Source organism: Mycolicibacterium palauense (assembly GCF_002592005.1).
GTDB lineage: Bacteria > Actinomycetota > Actinomycetes > Mycobacteriales > Mycobacteriaceae > Mycobacterium > Mycobacterium palauense.
This window is the reverse complement of the sequence record NZ_NVQF01000043.1, coordinates 18,511-36,818: the sequence shown is the minus strand read 5'-3', so window position 1 is coordinate 36,818 and position 18,308 is coordinate 18,511. Positions and strand designations below refer to the sequence as shown.

The 18,308-nt window shown below is 66.4% G+C and carries 18 protein-coding genes and 1 pseudogene; 7 read left to right on the top strand and 12 right to left on the bottom strand.

Annotated features, from left to right (window positions below):
• Positions 1-21 precede the first annotated feature (21 nt).
• Entirely contained in the window at positions 22-1,308 is a 1,287-nt protein-coding gene (gene aceA / locus CSR00_RS17420; protein WP_099023681.1) for an isocitrate lyase, read from the bottom strand.
• Positions 1,309-1,604: 296 nt separating this feature from the next.
• On the bottom strand, positions 1,605-2,420 hold the full coding sequence (locus tag CSR00_RS17415) for an acyl-ACP thioesterase domain-containing protein (RefSeq protein WP_099023680.1): 816 nt from the start codon (positions 2,418-2,420) through the stop codon (positions 1,605-1,607).
• A 122-nt stretch (positions 2,421-2,542) separates the two neighbouring features.
• Here CSR00_RS17415 and ramB point away from each other — a divergent pair, with 122 nt between their 5' ends.
• Both ramB and CSR00_RS17405 read left to right on the top strand, forming a co-directional pair.
• Positions 2,543-3,955 (top strand): acetate metabolism transcriptional regulator RamB, encoded by a 1,413-nt coding sequence (gene ramB, locus CSR00_RS17410; protein WP_099023679.1) that lies wholly within the window; start codon positions 2,543-2,545, stop codon positions 3,953-3,955.
• Between the two features lie 49 nt (positions 3,956-4,004).
• Positions 4,005-4,553, top strand: coding sequence for a carboxymuconolactone decarboxylase family protein (locus tag CSR00_RS17405; RefSeq protein WP_099023678.1), 549 nt, complete (start codon positions 4,005-4,007; stop codon positions 4,551-4,553).
• A 22-nt stretch (positions 4,554-4,575) separates the two neighbouring features.
• Here the strand turns inward: CSR00_RS17405 and CSR00_RS17400 are convergent, their stop codons facing one another.
• The 5 genes from CSR00_RS17400 to CSR00_RS17380 form a co-directional block, all read right to left on the bottom strand.
• Positions 4,576-5,499, bottom strand: a complete 924-nt coding sequence (locus CSR00_RS17400) for a hypothetical protein (RefSeq protein ID WP_099023677.1) — start codon at positions 5,497-5,499, stop codon at positions 4,576-4,578.
• A gap of 3 nt (positions 5,500-5,502) precedes the next feature.
• The gene (gene lpdA / locus CSR00_RS17395; protein WP_099023676.1) at positions 5,503-6,897 is read right to left on the bottom strand and encodes a dihydrolipoyl dehydrogenase; all 1,395 of its coding nucleotides are present in this window, start codon (positions 6,895-6,897) and stop codon (positions 5,503-5,505) included.
• A 75-nt stretch (positions 6,898-6,972) separates the two neighbouring features.
• Positions 6,973-7,563: a hypothetical protein gene (locus CSR00_RS17390; RefSeq protein ID WP_245906166.1), complete on the bottom strand. Its 591-nt coding sequence runs from the start codon at positions 7,561-7,563 to the stop codon at positions 6,973-6,975.
• Entirely contained in the window at positions 7,556-7,840 is a 285-nt protein-coding gene (locus CSR00_RS17385; RefSeq protein ID WP_099023675.1) for a putative holin, read from the bottom strand. The genes CSR00_RS17390 and CSR00_RS17385 overlap by 8 nt, the downstream gene beginning before the upstream one ends.
• A 58-nt stretch (positions 7,841-7,898) precedes the next feature.
• A complete protein-coding gene (locus CSR00_RS17380) occupies positions 7,899-8,378 on the bottom strand; it encodes a DUF779 domain-containing protein (protein WP_099023674.1) in 480 nt (159 codons plus the stop codon).
• 73 nt (positions 8,379-8,451) lie between these two features.
• Between CSR00_RS17380 and CSR00_RS17375 the strand changes: the two are divergent.
• Positions 8,452-10,464, top strand: a pseudogene (locus CSR00_RS17375) (prolyl oligopeptidase family serine peptidase); the annotation flags it as partial.
• Between the two features lies 1 nt (position 10,465).
• On the opposite strand, the gene CSR00_RS17370 reads toward CSR00_RS17375, so the two are convergent.
• The 5 genes from CSR00_RS17370 to CSR00_RS17350 all read right to left on the bottom strand — a co-directional run bounded on the left by CSR00_RS17370 (position 10,466) and on the right by CSR00_RS17350 (position 15,228).
• Positions 10,466-11,137, bottom strand: a complete 672-nt coding sequence (locus CSR00_RS17370) for a hypothetical protein (protein WP_099023672.1) — start codon at positions 11,135-11,137, stop codon at positions 10,466-10,468.
• A 37-nt stretch (positions 11,138-11,174) separates the two neighbouring features.
• Complete coding sequence (locus CSR00_RS17365) at positions 11,175-11,903, bottom strand: hypothetical protein (protein ID WP_141564387.1); 729 nt, start codon at positions 11,901-11,903, stop codon at positions 11,175-11,177.
• A gap of 103 nt (positions 11,904-12,006) precedes the next feature.
• Positions 12,007-12,759 (bottom strand): hypothetical protein, encoded by a 753-nt coding sequence (locus tag CSR00_RS17360; RefSeq protein WP_141564386.1) that lies wholly within the window; start codon positions 12,757-12,759, stop codon positions 12,007-12,009.
• A gap of 197 nt (positions 12,760-12,956) precedes the next feature.
• Positions 12,957-13,628, bottom strand: a complete 672-nt coding sequence (locus CSR00_RS17355) for a hypothetical protein (RefSeq protein ID WP_099023669.1) — start codon at positions 13,626-13,628, stop codon at positions 12,957-12,959.
• 19 nt (positions 13,629-13,647) lie between these two features.
• Positions 13,648-15,228, bottom strand: a complete 1,581-nt coding sequence (locus CSR00_RS17350) for a putative alpha/beta hydrolase (protein ID WP_099023668.1) — start codon at positions 15,226-15,228, stop codon at positions 13,648-13,650.
• Positions 15,229-15,371: 143 nt separating this feature from the next.
• Here CSR00_RS17350 and CSR00_RS17345 point away from each other — a divergent pair, with 143 nt between their 5' ends.
• From CSR00_RS17345 to CSR00_RS17330, 4 genes are all read left to right on the top strand, one after another.
• Positions 15,372-15,677 carry a DUF2563 family protein gene (locus CSR00_RS17345; RefSeq protein WP_099023667.1) on the top strand — a complete coding sequence of 102 codons (306 nt, stop codon included), beginning with the start codon at positions 15,372-15,374 and terminating at the stop codon, positions 15,675-15,677.
• A gap of 31 nt (positions 15,678-15,708) precedes the next feature.
• Entirely contained in the window at positions 15,709-16,404 is a 696-nt protein-coding gene (locus CSR00_RS17340) for a hypothetical protein (RefSeq protein ID WP_099023666.1), read from the top strand.
• A 111-nt stretch (positions 16,405-16,515) separates the two neighbouring features.
• Complete coding sequence (locus CSR00_RS17335) at positions 16,516-16,833, top strand: DUF2563 family protein (protein ID WP_099023665.1); 318 nt, start codon at positions 16,516-16,518, stop codon at positions 16,831-16,833.
• Positions 16,812-18,305, top strand: coding sequence for a putative alpha/beta hydrolase (locus CSR00_RS17330; protein WP_099023664.1), 1,494 nt, complete (start codon positions 16,812-16,814; stop codon positions 18,303-18,305). The genes CSR00_RS17335 and CSR00_RS17330 overlap by 22 nt, the downstream gene beginning before the upstream one ends.
• The last annotated feature ends 3 nt before the right edge of the window (positions 18,306-18,308 follow it).

Sequence of the window (18,308 nt, the reverse complement as noted above, 5' to 3'; positions counted from 1 at the left end):
AGTGGCCGGGTGACCGCAGGCTCAGTGGAACTGGCCCTCTTCGGTCGAGCCGGTCAGCGCGGTGGTCGAGCTGGTCGGGTCGACGGTGGTGGCGATCCGGTCGAAGTAGCCGGCACCCACCTCACGCTGGTGCTTGGTGGCGGTGTAGCCGCGCTCCTCGGCGGCGAACTCGCGTTCCTGCAGCTCCACGTAGGCGCTCATCTGGTTGCGGGCGTAGCCGTAGGCCAGGTCGAACATCGAGTAGTTCAGGGCGTGGAAGCCGGCCAGCGTGATGAACTGGAACTTGAAGCCCATCGCGCCGAGTTCCTTCTGGAACTTCGCGATGGTGTCGTCGTCGAGGTGCTTGCGCCAGTTGAACGACGGCGAGCAGTTGTAGGCCAGCATCTGGTCGGGGAACTCGCTCTTGACGCCCTCGGCGAACTTCTTGGCCAGCTCCAGGTCCGGGGTGCCGGTCTCCATCCAGATCAGGTCGGAGTACGGCGCGTAGGCCTTGGCGCGGGCGATGCAGGGCTCCAGGCCGTTCTTGATCCGGTAGAAGCCCTCGGCGGTGCGCTCGCCGGTGATGAACGGGCGGTCGCGCTCGTCGACATCGGAGGTGATCAGCGTCGCGGCCTCGGCATCGGTGCGCGCGATCACCACGGTCGGGACGTCGGCCACGTCGGCCGCCAGCCGCGCCGAGGTCAGCGTGCGGATGTGCTGCTGGGTGGGGATGAGCACCTTGCCACCGAGGTGACCGCACTTCTTCTCCGAGGCCAGCTGGTCCTCCCAGTGCGAACCGGCGACACCGGCGGCGATCATCGCCTTCTGCAGCTCGTAGACGTTCAGCGCGCCGCCGAAGCCGGCCTCGCCGTCGGCGACGATCGGGGCCAGCCAGTTCTCCACCGAGCGGTCACCCTCGACCTTGGCGATCTCGTCGGCGCGCAGCAGTGCGTTGTTGATGCGACGCACCACCTGCGGCACCGAGTTTGCCGGGTACAGGCTCTGGTCGGGGTAGGTGTGGCCGGACAGGTTCGCATCACCGGCGACCTGCCAGCCCGACAGGTAGATGGCCTTCAGCCCGGCGCGGACCTGCTGGACCGCCATGTTGCCGGTCAGCGCGCCGAGCGCGTTGACGAAGTCCATCTCGTGCAGCTGCTCCCAGAGAACCTCGGCGCCGCGGCGGGCCAGGGTGGCCTCCTCGACGACGTGGCCCTGCAGCGCGACGACGTCCTGCGGGGTGTAGGTACGGGTGATGCCCTTCCAGCGGGGGTTGTGGTCCCAGTCGTGCTGGATCTGTTCGGGGGATTTCGGGGTGCCAACGGTGGACATGTGGACGTGCTCCTCCACGGATGAGAATGACGAGAACTCGGTAACTTGCAAGCGCTTCAGGCGTCGCCGGGATCACCGGTTTGTTAACGCCGAAGCAACTTCACTGGTGTGTTAACAACAGCTTGCCATCGGCCATATACGCAGGTCCACCCGTTTCACTTGCCAATTTTGGCAACATCACCGCGTGAATTTGCAAATGTTGCGAAGGTTACGAAGAGCTGAACCGTTTCAGAAGCTACCGGCAAGTAACGTCGTTGGCGCAGGTCAGCGCCGACAAATAACGGACAACCGTACTGTTAAAGCGGGAAGATCGCCGCGATGGCTTTCGTCTCGTCGCCGACGGCATATGTGAGCGTTGTAACAGTGCGGTCGACGAGGTCCGGCCCGAACCTGTCGGTCGAGCCGGGCGGGTAGACGTGGGTCAGCAGCTCCAGCTTGTCACCCAGCGCCACGGCGGCGTCGTGCTCGATGGCCACCCGCACGGGGCCGGCCAGCAGATGCGGATTCGTGAAGAGGAAGTCCTCGATGACGGTCCAGTAGACGGCGTTGTTCATGTGGTCGAACAGGTCGATATCCGACACCCGGACCGGATACTCCCGGATCTCCTGGGCGTCGTCGCGGCTGCCGGCCTTCAAATAGGCCTTCCACCGCAACCGGTCCACGTCGGTGGTGCGTTGCAGCCCCTCCAGGAAGTCGTCGGAGATGCGCGCCGGCCCCTGGGTCTCGCGGCTGATGTTGATCCAGAACGCCTCCGATTCCATCAGCCCGCCCTTGCGCCCGTCGATGCGCACCCGCATCTGGCACCAGCGGTTCGACGTGCCCGAACACCAGCGGCGCAACCGCAGCATGTCCTGGAACTCGATCGGACGGATCAGGTCGATCACGGTGCGTCGCACGATCCAGAGCGGATGGGTCTCCTCGAAACCCAGTTCACGCAGATGGTCCTGGCCGATGTCCTGGATGTGCCGGCAAGCCGCGTCGAACCGGAGTCTGCCGGTGCGGTCGATGTCGCCGACCCGTAGCGGCCAGTTCCGGTCGAACACATCGGGATGCGGGTCCGGCACGGCCATCATCGCCGATGTCAGTCCCGCGGTCGCCTTGTCGGCTGCCATGCCTGCCTCTTCCCCGTCCTGCCCTTCCCCGGGCGATCATGCCAAAGGTGCTCGTCCCGCTGCCACCTGCCCGGTCTGCCAAGGCTGCGAAGACCCTCTTCACACCCGGGTAGCCTGGCAACGTGGCTAAGACGTTCGTCGGCTCGCGGGTGCGCCAACTACGCAGCGAACGGGGCTTCAGCCAGGCCGCGCTGGCGCAGATGCTCGACATCTCACCCAGCTATCTCAACCAGATCGAGCACGACGTCCGGCCGCTGACGGTGGCGGTGCTGTTGCGCATCACCGAGCTGTTCGGGGTCGACGCGACGTTCTTCTCGTCGCAGGACGACACCCGGCTGGTGGCCGAGCTGCGCGAGGTGACGCTGGATCGCGATCTGGACGCCGAGGTCGATCCGGCCGAGATCGCCGATTGCGTCAGCGCCCACCCCGCGCTGGCCCGGGCGATGGTCAACCTGCACCGGCGGTACCGGATCACCGCCGCCCGGCTGGCCGCGGCCACCGAGGACCGCTTCAACGAGGGCAGCGGAAGCGCCTCGATCAGCATGCCGCACGAAGAGGTCCGCGACTACTTCTACCAGCGGCAGAACTATCTGCACGAGCTCGACACCGCCGCGGAGGACCTGACGATCCGGATGCGCCTGCACCGCGGTGAGCTGGCCGGGGACCTGACCCAGCGTCTCAACCAGGTACACGGCGTCCGGGTGGTGCGGCGCACCGACCTCGGCGACACGTTGCTGCACCGCTACGACCCGGACACCAGGACCCTGGAGATCAGCAGCCAGCTCTCCGGCGGCCAGCAGGTGTTCCGGCTCGCCGCCGAGCTGGCCTACCTGGAGTTCGGCGACCTGATCGACCAGCTCGTCGAGGAGGGCAAGTTCACCAGCGACGAGTCGCGCACACTGGCCCGGCTGGGACTGGCCAACTACTTCGCCGCCGCGACGGTCCTGCCCTACCGGCAGTTCCACGAGGTCGCCGAGCGCTTCCGCTACGACGTCGAGCGGCTCTCGGCGTTCTACTCGATCAGTTACGAGACCATCTGCCACCGGCTCTCGACGCTGCAACGGCCCTCGATGCGGGGGGTGCCGTTCTCGTTCGTCCGGGTCGACCGGGCCGGGAACATGTCGAAACGGCAGTCGGCCACGGGTTTTCACTTCTCCTCCACGGGTGGGACCTGCCCCCTGTGGAACGTCTACGAGACGTTCGCCAACCCCGGCAAGATCGGGGTGCAGATCGCCCAGATGCCCGACGGGCGCAACTACATGTGGGTGGCCCGCACCATCGAGCGCCGGGCAGCGCGCTACGGGCAACCCGGCAAGACCTTCGCCATCGGGCTGGGTTGCGAACTGCGCCATGCCCACCGGCTGGTCTACTCCGAGGGGCTCGACCTCTCCGGCGATGTCGCCACCCCGATCGGCGCGGGCTGCCGGGTCTGCGAACGCGACATCTGCCCGCAGCGGGCGTTCCCGGCATTGGGCCGCGCCCTGGACCTCAACGAGCACCGCAGCACCGTCTCCCCCTACCTTGTGAAAAAGTGAGCCGACGGCAGGAAGCGCCCGGAGCCGTCCACGTCGAGAACCGAGGAACATGACCGCCGAACCCGCCCGCGTCCCCGTCTCCAGTGACCTGCGCCAGATCGGCCCGATCAACTGGGTGATCTGCCGGATGGGCGCCCGCCGCATCCGAGCACAACAGTTTCACCTGTTCAACGCCCTGTCCCGGCACAGTGCGCTGTTCTGGACCTGGCTGCCGTTCAGCGGTGTGCAGCTGTACTGGGGCCGGCTCTCCCGCAAGGACGCCGAGGTGGTAATCCTGCGGGTCGGGCACCTGCGCAACTGCGAATACGAACTGCAGCAGCACCGCAGGCTGGCACGCTCCCGCGGCCTCGACCCCGCGCTGCAGCAGAGAATCTTCGAGGGACCCACCGCGCAGGGCCTCAGCGACCGGCAGCGGACCCTGCTCACCGCCACCGACGAGTACGTGCTGGAACGCGGCGTCAGCCCGGAGACCTGGACGGCGCTGACGACCCATCTGGACAGTCGGCAGCTGATCGAATTCTGTTTCCTGGCAGGCCAGTACGACTCCCTGGCGGCGACCATGAACTCACTGCGACTGCCGCTGGACTTCCCGGACTAGCTTCCGGGACTAGCCTCCGGGTCTAGAAGGTGGCGGTATCCTCGGCGCTCACCCGGAAGCCCTGCGCCTTCCCGTCGACCATCCCGAAGCACGCCACCCCGCCGTCGTCGGTGGCCATGCAGGTGGCGCCGAACGAATCGATGCGGTGGCCGGCGGGCAGTTCCAGGATCGGCCCCGGGTAGGCGGGGGTGGAGAACGGCGGGTGTCCCGCCCTGCGGGTGCCCACCGCTCCGGGGAACTGGGCGAACACCTCGTCGTCACCGTTCTCGACTCCGGGAAGCGGCCCGTCGCAACCGATCTCGCCGCCGCGCGACATCTGGATCTTGCACTGCAGACCGCCGGAGGTGGTGAACACCGGGAACAGGTTCTTCGGTCCGATGCCCACCAGGTAGCTCTGGTCACCCACCACGAAATCGTTGGGGTCGGGGAAGCCCGACGGCAGCCCCGGGGTCGCGGGGCCCACCGCGGTGCCCTCCGGCCCGATCACCATCCACTGCGCGGCCGGGGTTCCCTGCGTGCACAGCGTGAGCGCGTCCTCGCCGGTGGCGCACGCGAAGTCCTCGAAGAGGATCTTGTCGCCGGCGGCCAGCACGGGGGCAGCCCGTCCGGTGGGCTTGACGAACTGCGGCGTCGGGGTGATCCGCAGCCCCCGGGCGGCGGGATCGGCGGACATCACGATTTCGTTGGCGCCCGTCGTCGTGCCCGGCAGCGCGCCGTCACATCCCGCCCGGCCCTGCGCCGGGCGGATGCCGCAGAGCAGGCCGTCGGGCGTCTGGAAGTACACCTCGCCGCCATTGGTGGCGCCGTCGAGGAACGGTCCGACCGGAGCCTCGCGATAGTCGCCGAGGTCCGGCGCCTCGGGGGCGGCCCCCGCCGGTCCGGCTGCCGGTCCGGCCACGGCCAGTGCCGCGCCCAGCGCCGCCGAGAGGATCGCCGCAACTCGCATCGATCAGAAGTTGATCATGTGGCCGGTGAGGCCGTGGAAACACTCCTGCAGCGCCTCGGACAGGGTCGGGTGGGTGTGCACGTTGCGGGCCAGCTCGTTGGCGGTCAGGTCCCACTTCTGTGCCAGTGTGAGCTCGGGCAGCAACTCCGAGACGTCGGGTCCGATCAGGTGCCCGCCCAGCAGCTCGCCGTACTTGGCGTCGGCGACCAGCTTGACGAACCCGGTCGGGTCGCCCAGGCCGTGCGCCTTGCCGTTGGCGGTGAACGGGAACTTGGCGACCTTGACGTCGTATCCCTCGTCGCGGGCCTGCTGCTCGGTCAGACCGAAGCTGGCCACCTGCGGCTGGCAGAAGGTCGCGCGCGGCAGCATCCGGTAGTCGCCCAGGGCCAGGGTCTCCGCACCGGCGATGGTCTCGGAGGCCACCACCCCCATCGCCTCGGCGACGTGGGCCAGCATCAGCTTGCCGGTGACGTCGCCGATCGCGTAGATGTGGCCCACGCTGGTGCGCATGTAGTCGTCGATGCCGATGGCCTTGCGGTCGGTGAGCTGCACGCCGGCGGCGTCGAGTCCGTAGCCCTCGACGTTGGGTGAGAAACCGATCGCCTGCAGCACCTTGTCGGCCTTCAACGTGTCGGACTTGCCGTCCTTGCTGACGGTGACCGTCACCGTGGACCCGTCGTCGTCGATGGACTCCACCTTGGTGCCGGTCAGGATCTTCACGCCGAGCTTCTTGTACTGCTTCTCGATCTCCTTGGAGACCTCGGCGTCCTCGTTGGGCAGTGCCCGGGGCAGGAACTCGACGATGGTGACGTCGACGCCGTAGTTCTTCATCACGTAGGCGAATTCCATGCCGATGGCGCCGGCCCCGGCGATGATGATCGACCCGGGCAGCTCGCGGGACAGGATCTGCTTCTCGTAGGTGACCACGTTCTCGCTCAGCGAGGTGCCCGGCACCAGGCGGGTGCTGCTGCCGGTGGCGATGATGGCGTTGTCGAAGGTGAGGGTCTCGGTGCCGCCCTCGTTGAGATCCACGCTCAGCGTGTGGGCATCGGTGAACTTCCCGTAGCCGTGGATCTCGGTGATCTTGTTCTTCTTCATCAGGAAGTGCACACCGGCGACCCGCCCGTCGGCGACCTTGCGGCTGCGGTCGAAGGCCGCCCCGTAGTCGAAGGTGGCCTCGCCGCTGATCCCGAAGGTCTTGGCTTCCTTGTTGAACAGGTGCGCGAGCTCGGCGTTGCGCAGCAGGGCCTTCGAGGGGATGCAGCCGACGTTGAGGCACACCCCGCCCCAGTACTTCGGCTCGACGATGGCGGTCTTGAGCCCGAGTTGGGCAGCACGAATGGCCGCGACGTAACCGCCGGGACCGGCTCCGACAACAACGACGTCATAGTGGGTCACGGGTCCACCCTAGTGGGGCGGCCATGGCGGCGCGGAACCTCGGGGATGGAGCGCTCCGAAAATCGGTCCCCTCGGCTAGGGCGCCAGCCAGCCGAAGACGTAGCTGCCGTAGAGCGCGGCGGCCGACATCCCCGAGGCGAACGGCGCCGAGATCAGCCCCAGGCTCATCGCGGTCACCGTCGGCCTGCGGTCCCCCATCGCCACCAGCATGGCCGTGACCACGCAGACCACGACGTAGAACAGCGCCCCGAAATCCGGCCAGGTCTTGTCCAGCGCGTGAAACCACCAGTAGTACAGGGCCAGGCCCACCGCGGCGGCGGGGATCCAGATAGCGAGGACCACCAGCGCGAACTTCCACCGCTTCAGGAACTGCAGCTGCCCTGGCAGCACCACCGAGGCGGCCGGGATGGGGGTCGGGCCCGACTTCGGCGCGCCCCGGTCCGGCCGTCGGATCCGGTAGGGGTTGTGGTCCTCGGCCCCGGTCTGCTCCGGCGGTGACTCCGGCGATGATGACTCCGGCGATGGTGACTCCGGCGCCCCCGCCGAACGCAGCGGTTCCGGGTGCGGGCCGGTGTCGAAGATCGGCGACGCCTGCGGTTCGGTCTCCGGCAGCGCCTCGGTGTCGATGACCCCGGTGTCGAGATAGTCCTGCAAGGAGTCAGCCACCGGACATCACCTGCATCAGCACGAGGGCCACGAACCACCCGGGACCCAGGGCCAGCAGAAACGCACCGAAGGCGGTCACCCAGCGGTAGGCGGAGAACAGCACGGCGGCCAGACCCGCCACGCCGGGCACACCCAGCGCCAGGGCGATGGCCACGTCGGGCCGCACGGGCGCGGTGACCAGGAGGGTCGCGACGATGCCAGCCATGAGCCCCGTCGCCCAGCCGACCAGCATCGCGCTGGTCAGCCACCAAGGCCGTGGAAGGGGAATCACACCCATGACATTACGTGGCCGAACCCCGTCGGCCCGAGGCTCGTATGAGGCCGTGGCCGTGCTGTTATCGGATCGGAATCGCGCAGGCGTCGGCGGCCTCGGCCACCACCTCGCCACGCGGAACCGCCGGCCGCCTGCCGCCCTCGTAGTCCTTGCCGGTCAACGGCGGCACCCCGGCCAGCTGCTCGTTCTCCGCGTCGGTGAAGGCCCGCCCGCGGGACAGGAAACGGACCCCGTCGGGGGCCTCCAGGCTGAACCCGCTGCCGCGTCCGGGCACCAGGTCGATGACCAGCTGAGTGTGCTTCCACGCCTCGAACTGCGGGCCGGAGATCCACACCGGGACCCCGGCGTCGCCGACGTCGAGCAGCCCCAACAGCACATCACGATCGCCGACGACGAAATCACCGTCCGGATAACACATCGGGGAGGACCCGTCGCAGCACCCACCGGACTGGTGGAACATCACCGGGCCGTGCTGCTGGTGCAGGCGGGTCAACTGCGCGGCCGCCGCACTGGTCACCAGCACTCGGGAAGGAGGGGTCATCGGTTCGTCCTGGGTCCGGTGTCGATGTCGGTTTTGCAGGTCGTAATACAGCTCACACTACGCCCGAGGACACAATGGTGGGGTGACGGACGACCCCCACCTGTGGCTCGAGGACATCACCGGCGACGACGCGCTGGACTGGGTGCGCGCACACAACGAGCCGACCCTGGCCGAATTGTGCGACGACCGGTTCGAACAGATGCGCCGTGAAGCCCTGGAGGTGCTCGACACCGACAGCCGAATCCCCTACGTGCGCCGCCGGGGTGAGTACCTCTACAACTTCTGGCGCGACGCCGCCAATCCGCGCGGCCTGTGGCGGCGCACCACCCTGGACAGTTACCGGTCCGAGGAACCCGACTGGGACGTGCTCGTCGACGTCGACGCCCTGGCCCGCGACGACGACGCGAACTGGGTGTGGGCCGGCGCCGACGTCATCGAACCCGACTTCACCCGCGCGCTGATCAGCCTGTCCCGGGGCGGCTCCGACGCCGCGGTGGTCCGGGAATTCGACATGGAATCACGGCGATTCGTCGCCGACGGGTTCGAGGTCGGCGAGGCCAAGACCCACGTCACCTGGCAGGACCCCGACACGGTGCTCATCGGCACGGACTTCGGCCCGGACTCGCTGACCGAGTCCGGCTACCCGCGCATCGTCAAACGCTGGCGGCGCGGGCAGCCACTCGCCGACGCCGAAACCGTGTTCACCGGCCCCGCCACCGATGTGATCGTCGCCGCCGGGGTGGACCGCACACCCGGCTATGAACGGACCTTCCTGCGCCGGGCCACCGACTTCTTCAACGACGAGGTCTACCTGTTGCGCTCAGGCGAACTCGTCCGGATCGACGCCCCCACCGACGCCACGGTCTCCGCGCATCGCGACTGGCTGCTGATCGAGCTGCGCACCGAGTGGAACACCGGGCGGGCCAGCTATCCCGCCGGGGCGCTGCTGGCCGCCGACTTCGACGAGTTCCTCGACGGCACCGCGGAGCTGACCGTGGTCTTCGAACCCGACGCGCACACCGCGCTGCACCAATTCGTCTGGACCCGTGAGCGGCTGATCCTGGTCACCTTGTCCGACGTCGCCAGCCGCCTGCACGTCGTGACCCCCGGACAGTGGACCACAGAGCCGATGCCCGGCATTCCGCCGAACACCAACACCGTCGTGATCGCCGCCGACGACCAGGGCGACGAGGTCTTCCTGGACTCCAGCAGTTTCACCGCACCGTCGCAGCTGCTGCGCCAGTTCGGCACCGAACCCCCGGAGCGCGTCAAGGCCGCGCCGTCGTTCTTCGACGCCGAGGGCATCACCGTCGATCAGCATTTCGCGACCTCCGAGGACGGCACCCAGATCCCGTACTTCGTGGTCGGGCCGCGCGGTTCGTCCGGGCCCCGCCCCACGCTGTTGGGCGGCTACGGCGGATTCGAGGTTGCCCGCACGCCGGGATACGAGGGCGTGCTGGGCCGGCTGTGGCTCGCTCGCGGCGGCACCTACGTGCTGGCCAACATCCGCGGCGGGGGCGAGTACGGGCCGAACTGGCACACGCAGGCGATGCGGGAGAACCGCCACCTGGTGGCCGAGGACTTCGCCGCGGTGGCCGCCGATCTGGTCAAGCGCGGCATCACCACCGTCGAACAGCTTGGCGCACAGGGCGGCAGCAACGGAGGCCTGCTGATGGGCATCATGCTGACCAAGTACCCGGAGCGTTTCGGCGCCCTGGTGTGCCAGGTGCCGCTGCTGGACATGAAGCGCTTCCACCTGCTGCTCGCCGGCGCCTCCTGGGTGGCCGAGTACGGCGACCCGGACAATCCCGACGACTGGGCCTTCATTTCCGAATACTCGCCCTACCAGAACATTTCACCCGACCGGACCTATCCGCCGCTGCTCATGACCACCTCCACCCGCGATGACCGGGTGCACCCCGGCCACGCCCGCAAGATGACCGCGGCCCTGGAAGCCGTGGGACACCGGGTGCGCTACTACGAGAACATCGAGGGCGGCCATGCCGGCGCCGCCGACAACGCCCAGACCGCCTTCAAGTCGGCGTTGAGCTACTCGTTCCTGTGGCGGGTGCTGGGCGGGACGTGACCTATCTGGGCGTCTGCTTCCACCGAAGTGTGGCCGCATAGGCCGCCAGGTAGCAGAGGCCGAAGATGCCCACGGTCATCAGCACGATGACGGTAAAGGGCACGTACTGGCCACGGGCTACCCGCTGGGCGCTGCTCGCGTCGCCGAAGCCGAACAGCGCACCGACCGCCACGATGATCCCGAGGCCGAGGAGGCCGTAACGTAGGTCCTCCCGATCGACGACATAGATCAACAGGTTCGCGGCGCCGATCCCCACCCCGAAAACCATGAGCCACCACATCTTCGCGGCGGAAACCTTCGAGCTGTAGGGCTCGTCACCGAGGGGTTCGCCGGAGTCTGTGCGGCCGGCGGTGAGGTCCGTCGCGCTCCGGAAGGCGATGACCCACCTTCCGATCTTGATGTACTGGGTGGAGAAATATGCGGGCAGCGCCATCAGAAAAATCGCGAACGCGGCAAGAAGGATTCCTGTGAACACGCTCGGAAGCGATGCGATGAACGCACAGGTGGCAGCACCGAACGTGCTGCTCCAGTACACTTTGCGCTGCCAGCTCAGGCTGCGCCCGTCGCCCCACGGAATGAAGGTGGGTACCAGGCACAACATCGCCGCAATCGAGAATATGAGTGTGTGCGGATCACTGAACGAGAGCGTCGCTGCTGCTTGCGTCGTCATCACGGCCTAGCTCACGAGCTCATCGTCGTATGGGCGCCGTCTATTTCTCGTGGAAGTGTGAATGCGCACGGTATTCCAGCGATTTCTTGTTGCGCAGTGGCCAGCGGCGCCCCGTTGCGTAAGCCAGCAGGTAGAACACCGCGAAGACGCCCGCGGAGAGGATCGACACGAGCGCGAATTGCACGTACTGGCCCCGCGCCGGCGGATATCCCCAGCTGCCGTCGGTGAAATACCCGAATCCCAGGGCCAGCAGCACAATAGCTGCCACTGCAGCGATCACCAGCCCGGTTCCGGCAGAGTCGGCGAACTGGGTGACGGCCGTAAAGGTGCACAGCGCTGAACACGGGACCAGCAACCACCACATCTTTGCCGCCGTCACACCGGTGCCGTACGCATCCGGATAGCCCTCGGGCAGCCTCCACGGGTCGGCATCGGAGTCCTTGCGCTGGGACCGGTCACGCTGAATGTGGAAGGTGTAGACCTTGCCGGCAATCTTGATGTAGTGGGTGGCGAAGTAGGCCGTCAGCGTCATCGCAAACAGGGTGACCGCCGAGAAGACAATGCCACCGACCCAGTCCGGGATCGCAGCGATCAAGGCGCATACGGCCGCTCCCGCCGTACCGCCCCAGTAGCAGAAGCGGGCGAAACTCTCACCCCTGCGGACGATAAGTGGAAGCTGCGTCAACGCCAAGAAGAGGAACGCCGCCGCAATGAAATATGGCGTCTGGGGTGAATGAACAGCATGGCTGTTCGACTCGAATACCTGCATGCTCACCTCCTATCACTGCCCACGGCTCCGCCTGGACATCCGCAGAGGGACTCCCAGGGTGCACCGACTTTCGTGCCTTACACGAGTCGAATCCCGCACCACCTCAACGCTCATCCTCATGAAACCGTGGATGGGCCCGGTACTCCATCGACCGCTTCGGACGGAGCGGCCAGCGGCGGCCCGCGCGGTAGGCGACGAGATACACAACGGCGAATACACCTGCACTGATGAGAGTGATGATGCCAAATTGCACATACTGGCCACGCGCAACCGCATAGCCCCAACTCGCATCGCCATGACCAAAGGCCAAGGCAATCAACACCAGTGCGACAGCGGTGACTATCCACAGCCACGGCTTGTCAGTGTCTTCATCGATGAAGTGCACACCGACGTTGAATGAACAGATGCCGACTGCGAAGATCAACAGCCACCACATCTTGGCCGCGGTGACGCGCCCGGCATAGGAATCGGGTTCCGAATCGACCTCAGCCCCGGTTCGCGGTGTTGCGTCAGCTCCACGTTGCGGTGATTCAGCTTGGCTGTCGTCGATGTGAAATGCGACGACCTTGCCACCAACCTTGATGTACGGCGAGCTGAAGTAGGCGGGGATCACCATCACAACCCACACCGTCAAGAACAGAACGATCGCGGACGTCCAATCAGGCAAAGCCGCGAGAAACGCGAACACGGACGCGCCACCGACGCCACTCCAGTACGCGTATCGCTGCGAACGCAAGTCAAAACGACTAGGTAGCGGCGCGACCGCGACCGCGAGACAGAGCATCGACAACACGAAAAAGACGACCGTGTGCGGATCGTCGAATGTGGGCATCGCGACTGCGCTTGGGTTCGTCACCTAGGTTCCTCACCACCCCTTCGCCCCGTGCGGACACTCCGCGGCCTCGTCCGCACACCCTCCTCTTCTCCTCCCCAAGGACTCCTCTTCCCCAAGTATTCTTGCCACCCTGAGATCGGCGCGCGGCGAACGAGGGGGTAGCCCCGCGTGTACACCGATCACTACATCCGCCTCATCAGTGCACAGCAGGCCACGGCTCATCTGGAAGAGTCCTTCCACCGAAGTGCGGCCGAGTAGGCCACGAGATAGCTCACCGCAAAGATGCCGGCCGAGATCACAGCCACGATCGCGAACTGAAGGTACTGCCCGCGGGCGACGCGCTGTCGCCATAGACCGTCGCCACAGCCGATGAGGAGTCCTGTCGCGACCAAGATGCCCAGCCCGAGCAGCCCGTAAACCAGTCCGTCGTTGTCGTAGAGGTAGCCGAACAAGTTGACCGACCCGATTCCGACAGACGGTACGGCCAACCACCACATCTTCGCGGCAGAAACTCGAGAACCGTATGGTTCGTCGTCGGTCAGTTCGCCACTTCCGCCAGCACGATCAGTCAGGTCGGTCGCGCTCTGGAAGGCGATTACTCGGCTACCGATCTTGATGTACTGACTCGTGAAGTACGCAGAAACCGTCATGAGGAAGACCGCGAAAGCCGCGAGGAGGGCACCCGTGGTGAAGTTGGGAATCGATGCGATGAAGGCGCACACGGCGGCACCGAAAGTCCCGCTCCAGTACACCTTTCGCTGCCAGCTCAGGCTTCGCTTGTTGCCCTTGGGGATGAAGGTCAGCGCCAAGGACAGTAGAGCCGCAACGAAGAAGACCAGCGTGTGCGGGTTGTCGACTGACGGCCCCGCTGCGATAGGCAGCGTGCTCACACGGCCCCCCCTGCTTTGGTCAATTTCTGATCCAATCCACTATTCTCTCTGCAGCTTTCTCACCACCAAAGGCACCCGCTGTCCCGAACACCAGCCCTCCCACGAATGCGCCCGGAGGACCTGCCACGGCCCCCCCGCCCCATGCTCCAAACTGTCCGAGAGCGACGGCCCCGGCGAACCCGCCGCCGGCTTTCGCTATAACGTCGACCGGTGAGGCGTCGTTGACGGCGATGTCGTACACGCCTACGCCGAATTCGAGGGCGCTACCTACGGCACCAAGGCGTCCTCCGAGTTTGGACAACGCCTCAATGTCGGCTTCCGTGAAAGCAATGCCCGGTTTCCAGTGACGCCCTTGAGGCAACCTGTCGCTGAATGCATCGACTGCGTCTTTCCCGTTGTCGAACACTGTGCCGGCGGCCGCTGCGGCATCAAGGTACTCCTGTGGCATAACCCCTTGGGAGATGCCGTCCACCACTGCGGCAGCACCACTCGGGGACATCCCGCAGTCCTGGAGCTGCTCGTGCAGCCGCGTCAGGGTGCGCGCCCTGTCCTGCACCTCGAGCTGGTTCATTTTCCGCGTCGCGTCGTCGGCGGACATCGGAGTCGGGCTCCACGGGAGCTGGGCGTCCTGAAGCTGGCGCTGCATCAGCAGGCGCTGTCTTGCGCGGTCTCGCATGTCTCCACCGAGGACGGGGTCCTTGGCCACCGGACCCGTCGAGCTGGCCAGATTGAAGTCGCCCAACCGGCTTCCCGCCAGGCGCGCCGCCTCATCCTGCTCATGCGCATCGCCATAGCGGGCCGCGCCGTTGGCGGGGTCGGTCACGATGGCGTAGTCATCGAGACGCCGGGCGGCCGCAATCTCATCCATCTCCCAATGGAGGTGACCGATTCGGCCGCCACCGTGGCGGCGGACGGCTTCCTCGACGGTCGCCCGGTCCTTGGCCAGCTGGCCCGACTTCGCGTACTGGTCCGCCGCCTCCTGCGGTGAGTCCCCGGGAGTTCCGTCCGACTCGTCGACGGCGTCGGGAACGTAGCCGGACTCCATCATCGCCGTCTCGCCGCTCTGCAGCTGGGTGATGTAGGCGCCCCGGATGTACTCGATGTTGTCCAGTACCGCCTTCGTCAGCTGCTGCGCTTCGCCGATGAGCTCGGAGGCCCGATACGGCAGCTCCTGCATCACCTGGGTGATCTCGTTGTCGATGTCGTGCAGGTCGGCATTGAGATCGGTTATCTGCGCCGCGCTGTCCCGCTGCGCGGTGGCCAGCGCGGCCGCGATCTGCTGCAACGACACGGCGATCTTGGCGAGTTCATCCGGCTGACCACCGAGCGCGGCGCTGACCCTCTTCACCTCGGCCGCGTCGTTGATCGGGTGTTCGACCGTGTCCTCCCGATCCCAGGACGCCGTGAACTGGTCCTTGGCCGCGTTGAACTGGTCATCGGCATCCTTGAGATGGCTGCCGGCCTCGTGAAACGCGTCGGCGAGCCCGCTGATCTCACCCGGGTCCCCCGCTTGAAGCTCGTCGTCAACCTGCCAGGGGTCTCCACCGGCGGCGGCAGCCAGTGATGCGGCAGTGAACCAGCGAAAAGTCGGCGCAGTCATGGTCTGCGCACTCCCATCCTCCCCGCCACGACCCGTAATCTACAGTTTGCCGACCCCACCGCAAGCCACCCTCGCAGCGGTGACTTGCCCTGTGCTGGCAAACCCGAATAATGGAGTAAGCACCACATCAAGGGGGTTACTTCGTGTTCGTCGACTTCGCTGGTCTTCGCGCCGGCGCCAACACGTCCTACACCGCAGCCGACAGCGCCGATCAGGCTTCCGGGCGGCTGTCCCGCGCCGGAGTCGGCTCCGGCATCTTTGGTGAGTTCGCCGAAGCCAGGTCCTTCCATCGGGCACTCAGCGACGCACACACCCGGCATGCACAGCTGGCGAACGATCACTGCACGTCGCTCGGAAGCATCGGCGACAAGGCGCACATTGCCACGTCGGAGTTCGCGGACACGGAGGAGAGGAACTCGGCGGCCGTTCGCGACGTCTACCAGACGTGATACTTGGCCGGCGCGCTGACGTCACTGCACCGTGACCTACCTCGCGCAGTCGACCGACGTCCCCCCTTGGTCGACATTCGCCCTGGTCTGCGGCGCCGTCGTGGGAGGCTTGGCCCTCCTGGCATCCGCATTCGTCAAGAACGACCTCCGGCTCGAGCGCCGGCTCTATTGGGGTGGATGGCTCGGCGCCGCCGCCTTCTTCACCGCCGCCCTGTGGCACCTACGCCCCGGAGGCGTCATTGCGGTGTGGATCGGCTGCTCTCTCATCTCAGTCTTCCGCGCCTACATGTCGACGCCCTACATCAAGATCGGTGGTCGCATCATCGCGTTCACCATTCCCAACACCGAAGCCGAACGCGCCCCGGCCGAACGCCGCGCACCTCCACCGGACAGCTACATGGGCACGGTGACCGCCACCAACCTGTGGTGGTTGATGGCGGTGTGGATCGCGACCACGGGGCTGGCCGTGTTCGTCGCCGGTTGGAACCTCGCCGTCCTGGGATCCGTGGCCGTGCTGGTGGTGATTCTCGGCCTCGGCGGGGTCGGCGACGCCACCCGCAAACTTCCACATGTTCGAGGTCAATACCTGCCCGGTTTCGTCATCCTCGTGACATCGGTGCCGCTGTGGCTGCTACCGCCGGCGGCCTATCTGCTCGGCTACGAAATCGGAAGACGCAAGCCGATGGGCAGGGGCGCGCCCACGGGCCGGCACGCAAAGACCGACTGAGGAGGCGACCCCGATCAGGAGAACAGGGGAGCAACGGGCCGGCCACCACGAGCGGTGAATTGACCACCGGCCGATCTCCGCTAACGTGATTGTTAGCTGGAGGGAGGAAACGTGTTCGTCGACGTCGAAGAGATGCGGGCCGGGGCCGCAAAGTCGTACAACGCCGCCTGGCTGGCCATGGAAGGTGCCGACAACCTCTCCCGGGCCAGGGTCACCTCGGGGATCTTCGGAGGGTTTGCTGACGCGGAGTCGTTCCAGTCCGCGCTCAGCGGTGCCCACACCCAGCACGTCGCTCGGCTACGGCACCACGAGAATCGTCTCGGAGTGCTCGGCGACAAGGCCCACACCACTGCATCGGCCTTCGTCGACATGGAGGAGCGCAACGCCGAAGCGTTGCGGACGGTGCTGTGCCCGAATACCCAAACCTGACCCACATCGGTGTCGGCGAACTCATCGCCGCCGCCGGCGATCCATGGGTCGTCGACGAGACTCTGCAAAGCGGCGATCCCGGCGAGATCAATGAGCTGGCCCGCGCTTTCTACAACGCCGGCGCCTGCACCTCCGAGACCTACACCGAATTCGTCAACGCGCAACAGCGGTTCCAGGCTTCGTGGAACCGTGAAGACGGTGAGTACCCGATCAACGACAGCGCCGAGGTGCAGCGCGCGACGACCAAGCTGTTCGTGCAGCGTGACCAGCTACCCGCGATCGGAGCCGATCTCGCCAACATCGCCGCCACCCTGGCCGAGACACAGCGGTTCTCCGCGATGCAGATCGACACCCTCAACGGCCAGTTGCACTACATCGATGCACTGATCGGCCGGGCTCTCGCCAACGACCAGGACACCTCGGCACTGGAAGACAACGCGATCACGTCGACCGCCAATGTCCTGAAAACGGTAGAGGGCCTTCGCGATCACTACTCGTCGGAACTCAACCGGTCGCTGACCGAACTGCGGCGAGAACACGGCTACGACCCAGCAGCGATCGAAGACGTCGACGGAGACGCCGAACTCGGTCAGCAACAGCGGGGGCGTTCGGGCACCGAACACTACGAGGCGACCCAACGGGCCAAAGACGAAGAACTCGTGGCAGAGCCGGGTCCGATGACTCCGGAGAAGGCCGCCGCCGAAGCTCGCCTGCGGGACTTCGCGACCGCAACGGATCCCAATGCCACCCTCGACGCTCGCCAACTCGCCGGTGAGCGTCTCGACGACTTCAGGATGGCCAACTACGTTGGCCCGCTACCGACCGACCCCGTCCTGGGCGGCGATGCACGGAGCCGCGCGCAAAACCGGCTGAGACTGCAGAGCCAGCTCGAGCAAGGCTACGCCGGTATCCCACCGATGACCCCGGACCAAGCCACCCAGACGCTCGACGACGGCGAGGCATTCGGTCGGGTGACGACCACCAAACAGGCGTACTTCGCCTTGACCGCCGCCGGCGTCTCCGAGGAAGGGGCCAAGCAGTACATCAGCGGCCTCATCGGCGGCGCGAGTCCTTGGCTCGCCGGGACGGAGGCTTATGCAGGATCCATACCGCAAGGCAAGCATGCGCTGCCGGTGGACCTCCTTTCGGCCGCCGACGCGAAAACGATCCAGAAGATCGCCGGCAGGGCAGGCAACATCGGAAACCTCGTCCAACTGACGATGGCTTCCTACGACTGGTACCAGGGTGGCGAGGGACGAAATGAAGATCTCGGCAACGCGGTCGGCAGCGTGCTCGGCGGGGCAGGGGCTGCCTGGGGCGCCGCCGCCGTTGCCGGCTCGGTGACCGGGCCGTGGACGACAGCGGCCATCGTCGTCGCCGCCTCACTCATAGGCGGCGAAGCAGGTGGGAGCCTCGGGGGCGGCGTCGGGTCGATGTTCGACGTCAAACCCTCTGCCGGAGGAAGTTGGTAGCCC

What these genes read in the sequence shown, in the direction of transcription:
- aceA (WP_099023681.1), bottom strand. Translation starts at nt 1,308, where the DNA reads ATGTCCACCGTTGGCACCCCGAAATCCCCCGAACAGATCCAGCACGAC.
- CSR00_RS17415 (WP_099023680.1), bottom strand. Translation starts at nt 2,420, where the DNA reads ATGGCAGCCGACAAGGCGACCGCGGGACTGACATCGGCGATGATGGCC.
- CSR00_RS17405 (WP_099023678.1), top strand. Translation starts at nt 4,005, where the DNA reads ATGACCGCCGAACCCGCCCGCGTCCCCGTCTCCAGTGACCTGCGCCAG.
- CSR00_RS17400 (WP_099023677.1), bottom strand. Translation starts at nt 5,499, where the DNA reads ATGCGAGTTGCGGCGATCCTCTCGGCGGCGCTGGGCGCGGCACTGGCC.
- CSR00_RS17385 (WP_099023675.1), bottom strand. Translation starts at nt 7,840, where the DNA reads ATGGGTGTGATTCCCCTTCCACGGCCTTGGTGGCTGACCAGCGCGATG.
- CSR00_RS17380 (WP_099023674.1), bottom strand. Translation starts at nt 8,378, where the DNA reads ATGACCCCTCCTTCCCGAGTGCTGGTGACCAGTGCGGCGGCCGCGCAG.
- CSR00_RS17365 (WP_141564387.1), bottom strand. Translation starts at nt 11,903, where the DNA reads ATGCAGGTATTCGAGTCGAACAGCCATGCTGTTCATTCACCCCAGACG.
- CSR00_RS17350 (WP_099023668.1), bottom strand. Translation starts at nt 15,228, where the DNA reads ATGACTGCGCCGACTTTTCGCTGGTTCACTGCCGCATCACTGGCTGCC.